Below are 14,378 nucleotides of genomic sequence, written 5' to 3' on the forward strand. Positions count from 1 at the left end.
AGTATATTTGATTTATGCGAAATTATGTTACCAGTAGTTGAATAGAAAGGGAGCCTTCAACAAAAATGTTGAAAACTCCCTCTATTTGGCTATTTTTATTTTTTGTAAAAACTCATAGCTGAGTAGTTACATAATCTTTAAACTATTTTGTTTTATATTTTCCTTCTAATGTAGCACTATCTAAGATATGCCCTTTCATCTCTTTATATAACTCATTTAAATAGTATCCACTTTTTAATTTTACCTCTTTATCTAGAGCATATATAGTTATCTTGTATGTATGCTCTTTATCTGGAGGAGCTGGTCCACCAAAATGTGAAGCCTCTGCTTTACTTAATCCTCCCATTGAAGATACCCAGCTATTAACCCCTTGAATTATCTCCTTATTAGTTAAACTAGCATTCTCATCTAACTTTGTTAAATTTCCAGGAATAATAGTTGTCCAGTGTATCCATGAAAATCCAGTTACTGGTATAGCATCATAATCTTCCATTACTAATGCAAAACTTTTTGTTCCCTTAGGTACATCTTTCCACTCTAGTGGTAATGAAAGTGATGGCATTCCTTTTATATTTTCTGTTCCATATTGTCCATATTTTTCTTTTATATACCCGTTTTCTATTCCAGAACTTTTAAGCTCAAATCCAAAAGCTGATACACCTAAAATAAATAATCCTGCTAATAAGCTCTTTTTCATAAACTTATACCTCCTATATTTTTTTTATAGGATAACATATTATTTTTACTTTGTTAATAACTTACTATTTTGTAAGTATCCTATCCCCAGTTCTTGAAATTTTGCTAAAACTGGAATCAGACTCCAGCCAAACTCAGTTAATTTATACTCTGTATGCTTAGGATAAACATCATACTCTATCTTTTCAAGTACTCCATACTCCAATAGCTCATTTATATGTTGAATTAACATTTTTTCATTACAGTTAAGTATATCTTTTTTTAAATCAGTTAATCTCTGGTTTCCAAGTCTGCTTCTCCATACTATCATAGGTGCCCATTTACCTCTTAATATATGAAAAATTGCCTCTAATGGACAAGTTATCTCTCTCACAAATTCCTCCTTATAAAATGAGGAAGCAATATTTTTAGTGCTTCCTCATTAACGTAATACTAATAATTTGTAGGCCATCATAAGTGTAATAATCAATAACATCTCTAATGAATAATTTTCCACTTTTATCCCCCTGTATAATTTTTTATTTTCTTTTAAACTTTTTTTCAATTTTTTAAGTCAAAAGAATATAAGGATAATTGTATTATATCATAATTACCCATATATTTAAATAGTTTTTTTAATTCTTAGGTGATACTGTGAAACTTAATTTGTTTATCTTGCTAATATTAGCAAGCTCTATAACATTTTCAGCCTCAAAAAGTGCTTATGATTATGAGGTTGTTGAAAAAAAAGGTGTTTTATACCTAAAAAAAGATAATTCTCCTTTTACAGGGAAAGTTATTTTAAAAAAAGATCGTAATTTTTATGTTAATGGAAAACCTCAGGGAAAATGGCTTACTTTTTACTCTAATGGTAATTTAAAGTCTATTGAAAATTGGAAAAATGGAAAGCTTTTTGGAAAATATGTTCTTTACCAAGAGAATGGAATAAAAATTTTTGAAACTACCTACCTTAATGGAAAAGATAATGGAGACTATTTTCTTTACCATGAAAATGGACAATTACAAGTACAGGGAAGATTTAAAAATGGTATTCCAAAAGGAACTTGGAAATATTATAACCAAAAGGGAAAATTAGTTGGTAAAGCTATCTATCCTGAAGATTAGTTATACTATATTTTGAGGAAAATTTACAACTTTTATAAGGAGGCCTTCATATGAAGCTCATATTAAAAAAAATACTAAATACTTCTGTTCTTGCTTCACCAAAAAAAGCATTTCAGTTGTGTAAAATAATTGCAAAAAGAGTAAAGTTAGGTAAAAGTATTAATATTGATTTTTTAGGAATTCAAGCTACAACACTTTCATTCCTTTACATAGTTTTTAGTAACGTTGCCAAAGAGTGTAACAAAAGTGCTAAGGAATTAAAAGCTCTTATCTCTATTTCAAATGCTTCTTATAATCTGATTGAAGAGATGAAATATTTGAGAGATAATTATAAAAAACTTAGCTTACAATTCTCAGCTATTGAGTATGATTACTCCTAATTTTAGCCCTCAAACTCTAATTAATATAAAAAAGTAGAGAGGATAGATTACAATTAATTTGTAACTTCCTCTCTGCTTTTTTATAACTCTATTCCTTTTTTTAATAACTCCTCTTTTAATTTATTCTTTTCTCTCAAATGAATTATTTTTATTCCCATTTTTTGAGCTGCCTCTACATTAGCTTGAGTATCATCTATAAACAGAGTCTCTTCTGGTATTAAGTTATATTTCTTTAAAATACTCTCATATATCTCTTTTTCCGGTTTTAATAACTTAACCTCGTATGATATAACCCCACCTTTAAAATAATTACTAAAATTGCATTTTTTTGCTATCTCTAAAAAAGATTCTCTATGAAAATTTGAAAGAATATACAAGTTATATTTTTTCTTTAACTCTTCTAAAAGATTTAAATTTGTTTCTAATGGAAAAAGTACATCTTGAATATTATTCTTCAATAATCTTCTAAGGCTCTCTATCTCATCTGGCAATTTTTGTGAAAATATCTCAAAAGCTTCATCATACTCAAGAGTTCCCCTATCTAAAGCTAACCACTCTTTACTCTTAAAAACTACCTCATAAAATTTTTCACGATTTTTCTCTTTCACATATTTCTCTATAAAGCTCTCTGGCTCATATGAGATTAGCACATTTCCTAAATCAAAAATAATATTTTTTATCATTTCTCTATCTCCTCCATATTTTAATAGCAAAAAAGCTGTCACAATTTTTGTAACAGCCTTTTTAATTATTATTTTCCTAACTCTGGCATAGTTTGAGCTAAAATATCATCTATATTTTTTACTAACTCAGCTTGAGCTTCTAAGAAAGCATCTACATCTCCAGATATCTCTATAGTTTCCATTATATCTCCTTGAGCTATGCTATCAACTACTTTTTGATCCTCTTCAGATATAACTTCTCCAAATATAGTATGCTTATAGTTTAACCACTCTGTTGGTACATGAGTTATAAAGAATTGTGATCCATTTGTATTTGGTCCTGCATTAGCCATAGCTAATAGTCCTTTTCTATCAAATACTACCTCTTTTTTAAATTCATCACCAAATTGGTATCCAGGTCCACCAGCACCTGTTCCTGTAGGGTCTCCCCCTTGAATCATAAAGTCTGATATTACTCTATGAAATTTTAATCCATTGTAATATCCTCTTTTTGCTAAGTGTACAAAGTTAGTAACTGTCATTGGTGCTACTTCTGGAAATAATTTTAAATTTATATCCCCCTTAGCAGTTTTTATTTTAGCGTTTAATACTATATTTTCCACCTGTTTTCCCTCCTTAATATCTAACGGTTTACCTGCTCTTTTATGAGCTTGGTAATAAAATCCTCCAGCTATAATAAGCAAAAGAATAACTATTTTTAAAATTTTCATAGTTCCTCCATATTTTAGCATATTTTTTTATTTTTTCATAGCTTGATTATAGGTATTTAACATCTCATCCTTAGATATAGTTCCATATATCTCATAAGCCCACTCAGAATCTAATTTCTTTTTTAATTCATCAATATTTTTTTGAACTCTTAAAACTTTTTCTTCTAGAGCTCTATACTCCTCCCTCACAGGTTGAAGTTTATATATACACTCTATCTGCTCCTCTTCTTGAATAGCATTTTTTAAATCCATAGCTAATTTATCCTCTTTATCTAGAACCTTATTTACTTTATCTAAGAGATTATACTTTGTATTTTCCATCTGCTTTTTTTCATATTCGAAAAGTTTTTTTACAACTTCTGCTCCTGATTCACCTTTAATTTCTTCTCTTATCTTTATTTGAGAGTTAATAAAATCTTCAGTAAATCCATTTTCTTTCATAATATCATAGATATATTTTTTTATATTTTCAAATTTTTCTTTATCTATCTCTTCATCTTCAGCTAGTTCTATCTTCAGTCCTTTATAGAGTTTTTCATATTTAGGTACTACTTCATTTTGTAGTATCTCTAAAGCTGAAATCTCATCATTTCTTTTTAACTCTTCCATTCTTTTATTTATTTTTACAAAAACTTGAAGTATTACTTCTTTAGAAAATTTTAAAATCTCATTACACTCTTTTCTTTCCATTTCTCTCTCCATAATATTGATAGAAGTGGCACTCAATTCCACCATTATATAATTTTCTATTTTTTGTAGCTTTCTTTCCAAAAGCTTTCTCAAAGCCTTTATGAGAGGTGATTACATAATACGACCATTTTGGTATTCTCATTCTACATATATCCCCTAATAAGCCATACAATCTCTCTACTGCCTCCTCATCAAGAAGTCTATCTCCATATGGTGGGTTAGTTATTAAAGCTCCATACTCCTCATTTCTCTCCATATCTAAAAAGTTTTGACACTCTAAATGGATATCATCTTCTACTCCAGCTTTAACTATATTCTTTCTAGCTATCTCTATAGTATCAGCATCTATATCTGAACCATATATTTTTACCTCTTTTTCATAATTTTCCATTGAAAAAGCTTCATCTCTCACATCTACCCAATCATTCTCTGGAATCAATTTCCAGTCTTCAGAGGCAAAATTTCTATTTGCTCCAGGAGCTATATTTCTAGCTATCATAGCAGCCTCTATTAAAAGAGTTCCTGTTCCACACATAGGGTCTACTAGTGGTAATTCTCCCCCATTCCATCTAGAAAGTAGTACAAGAGCTGCCGCCATAGTCTCTTTTATAGGAGCTTCATTTTTTATAGCTCTATATCCTCTCTTATGAAGAGGTTCACCACTTGTGTCAATCATTACTAGAAAAATATCATTGTGAGCTTGAATTTTTATAGCAAATTTTGCTCCATCTTCATAAAAATAGCTCTTTCCATATTTCTCTTTCATTTTCTCAACTATTGCTTTTTTTGTAATTTTTTGTATATCTGATTTAGAGAATAACTTAGATTTTACAGAACTTACCCAGCTTACTGGAAACTCCCCATTTTCCTCTATAATATCTCCCCATGGAAGCCTTTTTATATTGTTAAATAGTTCATCAAAGGTAAGTGCTTTAAACTCTCCCATCTTAATAAAAACTCTATCTGCACATCTAAGGTGTATGTTAGCTTTAGCTATATCTCTCAATGTTCCATCGAACTCTACTCTTCCATTGAAAGCTTTTACATTCTCAAAATCTAAAGCTATACATTCATCTCTCACTATACTCTCTACTCCCATAGTAGTAGATGCTATTAAAGTTACCTTATTTATCATCAGTTATTAACTCCTCTTTTTTATTTAAAATTTTTGTACAAATTAATTTTATCATTCCAAATACTGGTACTCCAAAAAACATTCCCACTGGTCCAAATAGGCTACCTCCTATAAGTATAGAAACAACTACCCAAAAAATTCTCATTCCTACTGTTTCACTTACAATTTTTGGACCTATTACCCATCCATCAACAGCTTGAGCTACTAAAATAGCTATTCCTAAAAATATCAATTTAAAAGGTTCTGCTAATCCAACTAATAGAATAGCAATACTTCCAGCTACAATAGATCCAACATATGGAATCATATTTCCCATTCCTATCATCATTCCACTTAAAAGAGCGTATGGAGTACCTGTTACAAACATTACTAAAAATGTTATTATCCCTACTGCAATCGATACTATAATTCTTCCCCATACAAATTTTAATAAAATCTCTCTTGATTCTCCTAAGAATCCCATTATTCCTTTAGCTTTTTCCTTAGTAAAAATTAGTGACAGAATATTACTAATAAATTTTATAAAATACTCCTTATCTATAAGTATTAAAAAAGCTAAGAAAAATCCTATAACAAATTTAGTTAGAGCTATTCCCCACCACATAATATTCCATAAAACTGATATTCCAAAATTTTGAAAATATCTCATATTTTCCTTTATAAAATTTGTAATACTTGTTTTTATCTCAGTATCACCTAATAATAGTAGCCCTTTTGATTTTAAAAACTCTATCAGTTCACTTGTATATTTCTCTAATTGTACCTGCATTACTGGAAGTTTTCCATATAGATCTTTAATACTCTCTATAACTTGTGGAGCTATAATAGCTATAAAAATTCCTATTAAACTAAATACTAAAAGTATTGTCACTATCACAGCAACAACTCTTTTCATTTTAAATTTTTTTTCGATTATACTCACTATTGGCTCTAAGAATATAGTTATAAAGAAAGCATGAATTACTGGCACTAGATATCCTATATATTTGCTATATAATTCATGAAACGTGTCATATTGCTGTAAAAAACTCTGGATAACTATTAAAATTACTCCAATACTTATTATTTTTATTCCTTTTGCTTTTATCATAATTTACCCTACCTTATAATATAGTCTAATTCTTCATCACTATTTGTTTTCTGCCCTACAATTTTTATTAAAAGTCTATCAGGAATTCCTATTATAACCTCACCCGGTGAACTTATCCACCCTCTTTTTACATTTATCTTTCTTGGTGAGTTTGAACTAGTTACCCTTACCATATTATCTTTTAATTTAACATTAACTCCACCTAATACTGTATCTACAAATATATCTTTTTCCTCTTTCTGTAATGGGTACACATATTTTAAATTTCCATCTACATAAATCTCTACTTTTGAAGGTTTTTCATCACCAAGCTCCATAACTTTAATTCCTAAAAAGTAAAAAAATAGTATAAAAAATAGATATATTATTAAGTCCCCTATTCTAAAATACTTTCTTTTTTTCATAGGCTAGTTTAAAGATATTCCTATCTTCTCTCCCATATATACCTTTGTTTCTATTCCTTTTTTAGTATTTTCTAATAGATCCTCATCTATCTTTACTTTTCCCCTTTCAAAAACAAGAACACATGTTGAGCCTCCAAAGTAAAAATATCCCTTCTCTTCACCTTTCTTTACATAACTATTCGATTTATAACTTTGTTTTATTCCACCTACCATAGTAGCTCCTACTTCAAACATAGCTATATCTCCAAATTTTTCTGTTTTTAAAATTGAATACTCTCTTTTGTTTTCACATAAAATTCTAAAATTTTTCTTTATAGCATAAGTTGATACAGAATAGTATACTCCATCTATTAATTTACTCTCACTTATTTCACCATCTGCTGGAAAGTGAAATCTATGATAATCTATAGGAGCAAGTCTTATTATCATAAAGACTCCATTTTTATACTTATTTGCTAACTTTTTATCCGCAAAAAATTCTTCAAGAGTAAATTTATCCCCTTTTATATAAAACTCTTTTTCCCTATCTAAATTTTCAAAGGCTAAAATTTTTCCATCTGCTGGTGAAGCCAAAACATTTTCTCTATAATCTACAGTTCTAGCCCCTTCTTTTAACTCTCTATAGAAAAAATCATTAAAAGATTTAAACTCTTCAACTCTTTTTTTAGCTTCTGCTATATTGATATCAGCTTGCTCTATAAAGCTAGGTATTTTTTTTACTGATTCTGGTTTATCCATTTTTTTTCCATAATATTCAGTTAAAAACTTCTTTTTTACCACCAAATTTAGTGGTAACTCTCCTAGAGGATTATAATACAAAAATTTAAGATACTTCTCTCCGGGAACTTTTTCTACTTTTATCTCTCCTGTTTTTCTCTCTATATACTCTATTTTTTTGAACTCCATTATTCCACCTTTCTTTTATTTTTTTTGAGATTTTTCTATTTTTAGTGTATAATATCTATAGCTACAACTTAATCATTAAGGAGGACAATATGAAAAAAATCGCTCTTATAGCGCATGACAACATGAAAAATGATCTTGTTGAATTTAGCAAAAAACATGCTGATTTTTTCAAAAAATATCCATTAGTTGCTACAGGTACTACTGGAAAAAGGATTGCTGAGGCAACTGGATTAGAAATTCACAGATACCAATCTGGTCCAATTGGTGGGGATCAACAAATCGGAGCAGATATCGCTATGAATGAGATTGAAGCAGTATTTTTCTTTAGAGATCCACTTACTGCCCAACCTCATGAACCAGATATATCAGCTCTTATCAGACTTGCTGATGTTCATAAAATTCCTATTGCAACTAATCAATCTACTGCTGAATTATTGGTTTCAGCTTTAAAATTGAAGTAATTTATATAAGAGTAACAGTTCTGTTACTCTTATTTTTCTATTTCAGCTTTTATTCCTTTTATTAAATTATACTTTAATTCTATTAAGTCAGATGATAGATCTACCTTATAATTATGTGGATTTTCTAGTCTTTTTCTTTCAACAGATACCTTCTCAAGACTATCTAAATAATATCTTTGTGATGACATTATATCAAATAATTTTTCGTACTCTGTCATTACAATCTCTCCATTTATAACATAATCTCTTGTCAATTTCTTTACAGTATACTCGCCCTTTTTTAAGGTACTTGATTTAAACTCGTATTTTTCATCTCTTATAGTGAGAGTTTCTCCTTTTATTAATAGCTCTTTATCCATATCGTTATTTACAAGAGTTATTAAATCAGCATAAGCAAGCTCATTTTTATCATAAATTCTATATACTTCTTTAAATCCCGGATTAGATATTTTTACGATATCTTCTGAAAGTTTGATTACTGGATTTTCATCTATTTGAACAATTTTATAAACCCCTCCAAAACAAGGATTAGATTTACTTACAGCTATCTCATCTCCCACTCCATAAAGATCTGCACATGCCCCCTGCTCTCTTAAAGAACGAATAAGCTCCTCATTTAAAGAGTTAGTTAAAACAATTTTAGCTTTTTTTAAACCTGCCTCATCTAATAGTACTCTACATTTCTTCGATAGATATGCTAAGTCTCCAGAATCTATTCTCACTCCATACATTCCCTCATAGGAATCATCTATTCCACAATTTTTAAATGCTTCTATAGCATTTTTTATCCCCATTCCTAATGTATTGTATGTATCTATTAATAAAATAAGACTATTTTTTCCACGATTTTTTCTATGTTTTATAAAAGTTTCAAAAGCTGTTCTTTCTGCATTACTTCCTACTCCAAAAGTTTGTACATATGAATGTGCCATAGTTCCTACACTAGGTATACCATATTTATATTCAGTCATAAGATTAGAGTGATTTACACATCCACCTATTACTGCTGCTTTATTTCCAGCTACAGCACTATCAAATCCATGAGCTCTTCTACTTCCAAAAGATGATACAGCTATTGGATAAGCAGCTCTTGTAACTCTTGATGCTTTTGTTGCTATTGCCATTTGCATATTAATTATATTCAATATTGGTGTCTCTAATATTTTAGCTTGAATTAATGGAGCTTTTACAGTAAGAACTGGCTCATTTGGATATGCTATCTCTCCATCTCTCATAGCTAATATATCTCCAGTAAACTTTAATTTTGAAAGATATTCAACTAGATGTTCTTCCTCTAAGATTTCAGAAAAATACATTCTTTTCTCTTCTTCAGATGTACTATTTAAAATTTCAATTAAATTAATTACCTCTTGTACTCCTGCTACAACAGCAAAACCTCCATCTTGCGTCTTTCTAAAATATACATCAAATACTGCTATTCTCTCTTGCATATTTTCCATTAAAAAGATGTCGCTCTCTGTGTACTGATATCTATCTGAATTAATAACTCTAGCAAAATCTGTTAGTACTCTTGATTTATTCATTTCTTCCACTCCTCATACCTCATATTGATATATCCATATAATTATAGCATTATTTTTCTTTTTTTACTACAAAACATCTTCTTTTTTCAAAAAAATAATGTTATCATATTCTAAGTAAAAATATTTTTAGAGGTGAAATTATGAGAGCAGTTGTACAAAGAGTTAAATATTCAAGTGTTACAGTAAATGGAGAAATCGTTGGAAAAATAGATAAAGGACTTTTAGTTCTACTAGGAGTAACTCATACAGATAGTGAAAAAGAGATTAATTGGCTAGCTAAAAAAATAAAGGATCTAAGAATTTTTGAAGATCAAGATGGAAAAATGAATCTTGGACTAGAAGAGATTAATGGGGAACTTCTTATTATATCTCAGTTCACTCTATATGGTGATTGTATCAAAGGACGTCGTCCCGGATTTGTTGATGCTGCTAAACCAGATTTAGCTAAACCATTATATGAGAAGTTTTTAGAAAAATGTAGAAGTTTTGGAATAAAAACAGAAGCTGGAATATTTGGAGCAGATATGAAAGTTGAGCTTTTAAATGATGGTCCAGTAACTCTTATCATTGATACTAAAGATGTAGCTAATTTAAAATAAAAATTTAGTAACTGCTTAGCCACTTTTTTAATGGCTAAACAGTTACTTCCTACCTACCAAATGTAATTAGCTGCCTCTGTAAATCCAGATGAAGTTGAGAAATATTTAGCATCTATTGGCTTTCCATCTCTCAATAAAACTTTTCCTGAAGTTGCTTCTATAGCTTTTATAGAACTCTTGTTCTCCTTGGCATTATTATATACCTGACTTTCAGTTGTATCTTTTACATGAAATCCATCTTTTTTATATTTATTTTTTAAATAATCACTTAGTGCATAAGTTCTAGCTGCTACAGCCTGTGCTTTTAGTGCTTCTATACCAAAACTCTCTGGCATCTCACTAGGAACAACTTGTTTTAAGTAATCCTCTATCTTTACCTTGTTTATAACTCTTATTTTTTTTGAATTAGTCGTTGATGGCTTAATAATCATATCTCCTCTGTATCTAGGTGTAGTTGTATGTCCCTTTTTAAGCCCTTCTAAAGTTATATAATACCCATGAGCTGTTATTTCCAAAGGATTTACTGTTTTTACTCTGTGTTTTCCATCGACACTTACCCAAAGTCTATCTCCATTATTTACTATTACAATTTTTTGTTTAGCTGGTACATCTATTTTAAATCCAGCTCCATCTATTCTTATTTTATTATTACTATAAAGTGTAATTTTACTATGATCTAAAGAGTTATTGGTAGTTATTCCTACATTTATTGTTTTTTCGACACCTTTAATAGAATACATATCCTTTAATTGAGAGTTGGGATAGTGTCTTGATAGTATCTCCTTATATGTATATCCATGGTTCTTAGATAGATCAAAAGCTGTATACTGTCCCATCCCTACTCCATGTCCATATCCTCCACCATAGATATTTGCTCTTCCACCTGTATATTCAATTGCAAAATATCCTGATGGTAAAAGAGAAATATTTCTACTCACTGGAGCATCCTGATACTTTCTATTTCCCCCTCTAGCTCCATACATTACTATATCGCCACTACTCTTTGTTGTAGTCTTTGTAAGAGAGAATAGCTTTCTAATATTTAATTCTTTTGCTACTAAATATTTGTTACTGCTTGTTGTTACAAGTAGATAAGTTACTACTCCTGATTTTCCTCTTCCTGCTACCTCTACATTTACTATCTTTCCAACACTACTCTCTGTTATCTTCAAAGATTTCCACTGTCCATTAGATAAAGTCAAAACTTCAGCTGGTCTTCCTCTATAAACTGATGGTAAATTATTTTTTATAGCATTAAAAAACTCATCTTTATCTAATCCTATTTTCCATCTCCAATATGGAGAGTTATCTCCATATCCTCTTACATCTAAATCCTTATAGAACTTTAAAGCTTTTTTCTCCTCTACTCCCTCAAAAAAATCATATCCATGTTTTTTTAAAGTATCATTTCTAGCTATAAGATAATCTACACTCTTTCCTTTAAAACTATTTGGAATTGGTAAACCTCTTTTCTTAAAAAAGCTACTATCTAACGTATAATCTCCACTCTCTACTCTACTCTTCTCAACCTTATAAGGTACTCCACCTACCTCACGATAAGTTTCAGTAGAACTACAACCTGCCAAAGCTATCCCAATAACTATTGTAGCTGATAATTGTTTTAAAATTTTCATATATCTTCCTTTCAAATTAATCTAAAATTATTCCATTATTCGTTATATACTCTCTTACTTTCTCAAGCTCCTCTTGAGTATCAACCCCTATTATCTTATAAGGTGTTTCTATGACCTTTATTCTATATCCATTTTCTAAAGCTCTTAGCTGTTCTAATGACTCTGATAACTCCAATGGTGTAGGTTCCATTTTAGCATACTCTATTACAAACTCTCTTTTATAACCATATATTCCTACATGTTTATAATAATTTTGTATATCCAATTTTCTTGGATATGGAATTATACTTCTTGAGAAATATATTGCATATCCTCTTTTATCAGTAATTACTTTAACATAATTTGGATTTTCAATCTCCTCCATACTATCTATCTTATACTTTAAAGTACTCATAGCTATAGTTTCATCTTTAAAAGAATCTATTAAAGAGTTTATCATTTCTGGCTCTATAAGTGGTTCATCCCCTTGAACATTTATTATTACATCATAATCTCCATATTTTTCACAAACTTCTGCTATTCTACTAGTTCCATTCTCATGCTCTTTACTAGTAAGTACAACCTTTCCTCCAAATCTTTCTACCTCTTCATAAATTCTCATATCATCTGTTGCTACTACTACCTCATCTAATTTAGAAAGTTTTGCTCTCTTATATACCCACTCTATCATAGTGTGTCCACAAATATCCTTTAGTGGTTTTCCCTCTAATCTTGTTGATGCATATCTTGATGGTATTACTCCTAAAAATTTCATTTTACATCCTCCTTAAAATCAAGTACAATATATGGTATAATTATACCAAATATCTTTTAATATTAAAATAGAAAGGAAAAAAATATGAAAATTTATTTTGTTAGACATGGTGAAACAGTTTGGAATACTTTAAGAATTTTTCAAGGCTCTTCTAATTCTCCACTTACTGAAACAGGAAGAGAGCAAGCTAAAAGATTAGGAGAAAAGCTAAAAGATACTAAATTTACTAAATTCTATTCCTCTCCTCTTGGTAGAACTATTGAAACATCTGAGTTGATAATTGGGGATAGAGATATAAATATTGAGTATATAGAGGAGTTTAAAGAGATTTCAGTTGGTGATATGGAAGGAGTCCCTAGAGAAAAATTTGAAGGTGAATACCCTGAACAGTTCTATAATTTTTTCCATAATCCTAAAGAGTATGATCCTACACCTTATAACGGAGAGAGTTTTATACAACTTATAGAGAGAGTTGAAAGAGGTTTAAAAAAAATAATTGATAGACATCATAAAGATGATACAGTTATTGTTGTTACCCATGGAATGACTTTAAAGGGAATTTTTAAAGTTATAAAAAATATTAGTTTAGAAGAGTTAGGCAAAGTTGAAGTACCTAAGAATACTAGTCTGTCTATTGTTAATTATGAAGATGGCAATTATAGTGTTGAGGTTTTCTCTGATATCTCTCATCTGGAAGGGATGAATTAATTATGAAAGCTATTACTTTAGTTTTTAATTCTTTTTCAGATTCTTTTAAAGTTATTAAAGATGCTGGATTAAAAAAATTTTACTTTCTTCCTGGAATCATCAGTATGTTTCTTTTTGGTGGTTTCATATATTTAGGAGAGTATCTATCTCTCAATTTAGCCTCTGCTCTAGAAAACTTTTTTAAATTACAAGAGTATGGATCAATTTTATATATTTTTATTAAAATATTAGTTTGGATATGCACTGTATTTTTCTATTATCTTGTGTATAAATCTTTACTTTTAGTAATTATATCTCCTATATTAGGTTATGTTTCTGAAAGAGTTGAAACTCATCTTACTGGAAAAAAATTTGACTTTACGTTTAAGGATAACTTAAGATTTTTAATAAGAGGAATTGATATTGGACTTAAAAGCTTTTTTAAACAGATGGTTGGAACATGTGTAGTTATGTTATTAGGATTTATTTTTCCAATAAATCTCTCTATTCCATTACTTATTTTTATTATTCAAGGATATTTTACTGGATTTTCATTTATGGACTACACTCTTGAAAGATACAATCTTTCACCAAAGGAAAGTCTCGATTTCTTAAAAAAACAAAGAGTTTATGCAGCACTTTGTGGTGGAATTTTCACATTACTATTTTTTATACCAGTAGTTGGAATTTTTATCGCTCCACTTATAACTTGTGTTGCTACAACTATGATTACACTAGAGCTTTTAAAAGAACATTCCAAAGTATAAAAAGGGTGTATAATTTTTGGTGTTGGTACCTATAGACATTTAGGTATTAACACCTTTTTTACTTTTTTCCCAAAAAAAATAGTGAGACAAGTAAATTTTCCTGCTAAAATTAAAGTTACCACACACTAATCTAA

General features: G+C 29.5%; 18 protein-coding genes. 6 read left to right on the forward strand and 12 right to left on the reverse strand.

The features are described from left to right. Window positions 1-142: 142 nt before the first annotated feature. Both IAA47_00210 and IAA47_00215 read right to left on the reverse strand, forming a co-directional pair. Window positions 143-697: a YbhB/YbcL family Raf kinase inhibitor-like protein gene (locus tag IAA47_00210; protein MBU3841417.1), complete on the reverse strand. Its 555-nt coding sequence runs from the start codon at window positions 695-697 to the stop codon at window positions 143-145. A 45-nt stretch (window positions 698-742) separates the two neighbouring features. Next, on the reverse strand, window positions 743-1,069 hold the full coding sequence (locus IAA47_00215) for a helix-turn-helix transcriptional regulator (GenBank protein ID MBU3841418.1): 327 nt from the start codon (window positions 1,067-1,069) through the stop codon (window positions 743-745). Between the two features lie 260 nt (window positions 1,070-1,329). On the opposite strand from IAA47_00215, the gene IAA47_00220 reads away from it, so the two are divergent. Continuing rightward, window positions 1,330-1,800, forward strand: coding sequence for a toxin-antitoxin system YwqK family antitoxin (locus tag IAA47_00220; GenBank protein ID MBU3841419.1), 471 nt, complete (start codon window positions 1,330-1,332; stop codon window positions 1,798-1,800). Between the two features lie 50 nt (window positions 1,801-1,850). Then, window positions 1,851-2,180, forward strand: a complete 330-nt coding sequence (locus tag IAA47_00225) for a DUF4325 domain-containing protein (GenBank protein ID MBU3841420.1) — start codon at window positions 1,851-1,853, stop codon at window positions 2,178-2,180. Between the two features lie 80 nt (window positions 2,181-2,260). On the opposite strand, the gene IAA47_00230 is transcribed toward IAA47_00225, so the two are convergent. The 7 genes from IAA47_00230 to IAA47_00260 form a co-directional block, all read right to left on the reverse strand. Further along, a complete protein-coding gene (locus tag IAA47_00230) occupies window positions 2,261-2,863 on the reverse strand; it encodes an HAD family phosphatase (protein MBU3841421.1) in 603 nt (200 codons plus the stop codon). Window positions 2,864-2,931: 68 nt separating this feature from the next. After that, window positions 2,932-3,456, reverse strand: coding sequence for a peptidylprolyl isomerase (locus IAA47_00235; GenBank protein MBU3841422.1), 525 nt, complete (start codon window positions 3,454-3,456; stop codon window positions 2,932-2,934). Window positions 3,457-3,600: 144 nt separating this feature from the next. Beyond that, entirely contained in the window at window positions 3,601-4,263 is a 663-nt protein-coding gene (locus tag IAA47_00240) for a hypothetical protein (GenBank protein ID MBU3841423.1), read from the reverse strand. After that, the gene (locus IAA47_00245; GenBank protein ID MBU3841424.1) at window positions 4,244-5,398 is read right to left on the reverse strand and encodes a class I SAM-dependent RNA methyltransferase; all 1,155 of its coding nucleotides are present in this window, start codon (window positions 5,396-5,398) and stop codon (window positions 4,244-4,246) included. Before IAA47_00245 ends, IAA47_00240 begins: the two co-directional genes overlap by 20 nt. Then, window positions 5,388-6,488 (reverse strand): AI-2E family transporter, encoded by a 1,101-nt coding sequence (locus IAA47_00250; protein MBU3841425.1) that lies wholly within the window; start codon window positions 6,486-6,488, stop codon window positions 5,388-5,390. Before IAA47_00250 ends, IAA47_00245 begins: the two co-directional genes overlap by 11 nt. An 8-nt stretch (window positions 6,489-6,496) precedes the next feature. Further along, window positions 6,497-6,892, reverse strand: a complete 396-nt coding sequence (locus IAA47_00255) for a NusG domain II-containing protein (GenBank protein ID MBU3841426.1) — start codon at window positions 6,890-6,892, stop codon at window positions 6,497-6,499. Between the two features lie 3 nt (window positions 6,893-6,895). Further along, window positions 6,896-7,798 (reverse strand): phosphatidylserine decarboxylase, encoded by a 903-nt coding sequence (locus tag IAA47_00260; GenBank protein MBU3841427.1) that lies wholly within the window; start codon window positions 7,796-7,798, stop codon window positions 6,896-6,898. Window positions 7,799-7,887: 89 nt separating this feature from the next. Between IAA47_00260 and mgsA the strand changes: the two genes are divergently transcribed. Next, a complete protein-coding gene (gene mgsA / locus IAA47_00265) occupies window positions 7,888-8,259 on the forward strand; it encodes a methylglyoxal synthase (protein MBU3841428.1) in 372 nt (123 codons plus the stop codon). Between the two features lie 29 nt (window positions 8,260-8,288). Here mgsA and IAA47_00270 read toward each other — a convergent pair whose 3' ends face one another. Beyond that, window positions 8,289-9,803 carry a nicotinate phosphoribosyltransferase gene (locus IAA47_00270; GenBank protein ID MBU3841429.1) on the reverse strand — a complete coding sequence of 505 codons (1,515 nt, stop codon included), beginning with the start codon at window positions 9,801-9,803 and terminating at the stop codon, window positions 8,289-8,291. Window positions 9,804-9,943: 140 nt separating this feature from the next. Between IAA47_00270 and dtd the strand changes: the two genes are divergently transcribed. Then, a complete protein-coding gene (gene dtd / locus IAA47_00275) occupies window positions 9,944-10,402 on the forward strand; it encodes a D-tyrosyl-tRNA(Tyr) deacylase (protein ID MBU3841430.1) in 459 nt (152 codons plus the stop codon). Between the two features lie 53 nt (window positions 10,403-10,455). Here dtd and IAA47_00280 read toward each other — a convergent pair whose 3' ends face one another. After that, entirely contained in the window at window positions 10,456-12,036 is a 1,581-nt protein-coding gene (locus tag IAA47_00280; GenBank protein MBU3841431.1) for a SpoIID/LytB domain-containing protein, read from the reverse strand. A gap of 16 nt (window positions 12,037-12,052) precedes the next feature. Then, window positions 12,053-12,790 (reverse strand): 3-deoxy-manno-octulosonate cytidylyltransferase, encoded by a 738-nt coding sequence (gene kdsB, locus IAA47_00285; protein MBU3841432.1) that lies wholly within the window; start codon window positions 12,788-12,790, stop codon window positions 12,053-12,055. A gap of 84 nt (window positions 12,791-12,874) precedes the next feature. On the opposite strand from kdsB, the gene IAA47_00290 reads away from it, so the two are divergent. Both IAA47_00290 and IAA47_00295 read left to right on the forward strand, forming a co-directional pair. Next, entirely contained in the window at window positions 12,875-13,498 is a 624-nt protein-coding gene (locus IAA47_00290; GenBank protein ID MBU3841433.1) for a histidine phosphatase family protein, read from the forward strand. Between the two features lie 2 nt (window positions 13,499-13,500). Beyond that, window positions 13,501-14,244, forward strand: coding sequence for an EI24 domain-containing protein (locus tag IAA47_00295; GenBank protein MBU3841434.1), 744 nt, complete (start codon window positions 13,501-13,503; stop codon window positions 14,242-14,244). Window positions 14,245-14,378 lie beyond the last annotated feature (134 nt).

Source organism: Candidatus Fusobacterium pullicola (genome assembly GCA_018883725.1).
Classification (GTDB): domain Bacteria; phylum Fusobacteriota; class Fusobacteriia; order Fusobacteriales; family Fusobacteriaceae; genus Fusobacterium_A; species Fusobacterium_A pullicola.

What these genes read in the sequence shown, in the direction of transcription:
- IAA47_00295 (MBU3841434.1), top strand. Translation starts at nt 13,501, where the DNA reads ATGAAAGCTATTACTTTAGTTTTTAATTCTTTTTCAGATTCTTTTAAA.
- IAA47_00260 (MBU3841427.1), bottom strand. Translation starts at nt 7,798, where the DNA reads ATGGAGTTCAAAAAAATAGAGTATATAGAGAGAAAAACAGGAGAGATA.
- IAA47_00255 (MBU3841426.1), bottom strand. Translation starts at nt 6,892, where the DNA reads ATGAAAAAAAGAAAGTATTTTAGAATAGGGGACTTAATAATATATCTA.
- IAA47_00240 (MBU3841423.1), bottom strand. Translation starts at nt 4,263, where the DNA reads ATGGAAAGAAAAGAGTGTAATGAGATTTTAAAATTTTCTAAAGAAGTA.
- IAA47_00230 (MBU3841421.1), bottom strand. Translation starts at nt 2,863, where the DNA reads ATGATAAAAAATATTATTTTTGATTTAGGAAATGTGCTAATCTCATAT.
- IAA47_00250 (MBU3841425.1), bottom strand. Translation starts at nt 6,488, where the DNA reads ATGATAAAAGCAAAAGGAATAAAAATAATAAGTATTGGAGTAATTTTA.
- IAA47_00270 (MBU3841429.1), bottom strand. Translation starts at nt 9,803, where the DNA reads ATGAATAAATCAAGAGTACTAACAGATTTTGCTAGAGTTATTAATTCA.
- dtd (MBU3841430.1), top strand. Translation starts at nt 9,944, where the DNA reads ATGAGAGCAGTTGTACAAAGAGTTAAATATTCAAGTGTTACAGTAAAT.
- IAA47_00290 (MBU3841433.1), top strand. Translation starts at nt 12,875, where the DNA reads ATGAAAATTTATTTTGTTAGACATGGTGAAACAGTTTGGAATACTTTA.
- IAA47_00245 (MBU3841424.1), bottom strand. Translation starts at nt 5,398, where the DNA reads ATGATAAATAAGGTAACTTTAATAGCATCTACTACTATGGGAGTAGAG.
- IAA47_00210 (MBU3841417.1), bottom strand. Translation starts at nt 697, where the DNA reads ATGAAAAAGAGCTTATTAGCAGGATTATTTATTTTAGGTGTATCAGCT.
- IAA47_00225 (MBU3841420.1), top strand. Translation starts at nt 1,851, where the DNA reads ATGAAGCTCATATTAAAAAAAATACTAAATACTTCTGTTCTTGCTTCA.
- mgsA (MBU3841428.1), top strand. Translation starts at nt 7,888, where the DNA reads ATGAAAAAAATCGCTCTTATAGCGCATGACAACATGAAAAATGATCTT.
- kdsB (MBU3841432.1), bottom strand. Translation starts at nt 12,790, where the DNA reads ATGAAATTTTTAGGAGTAATACCATCAAGATATGCATCAACAAGATTA.
- IAA47_00280 (MBU3841431.1), bottom strand. Translation starts at nt 12,036, where the DNA reads ATGAAAATTTTAAAACAATTATCAGCTACAATAGTTATTGGGATAGCT.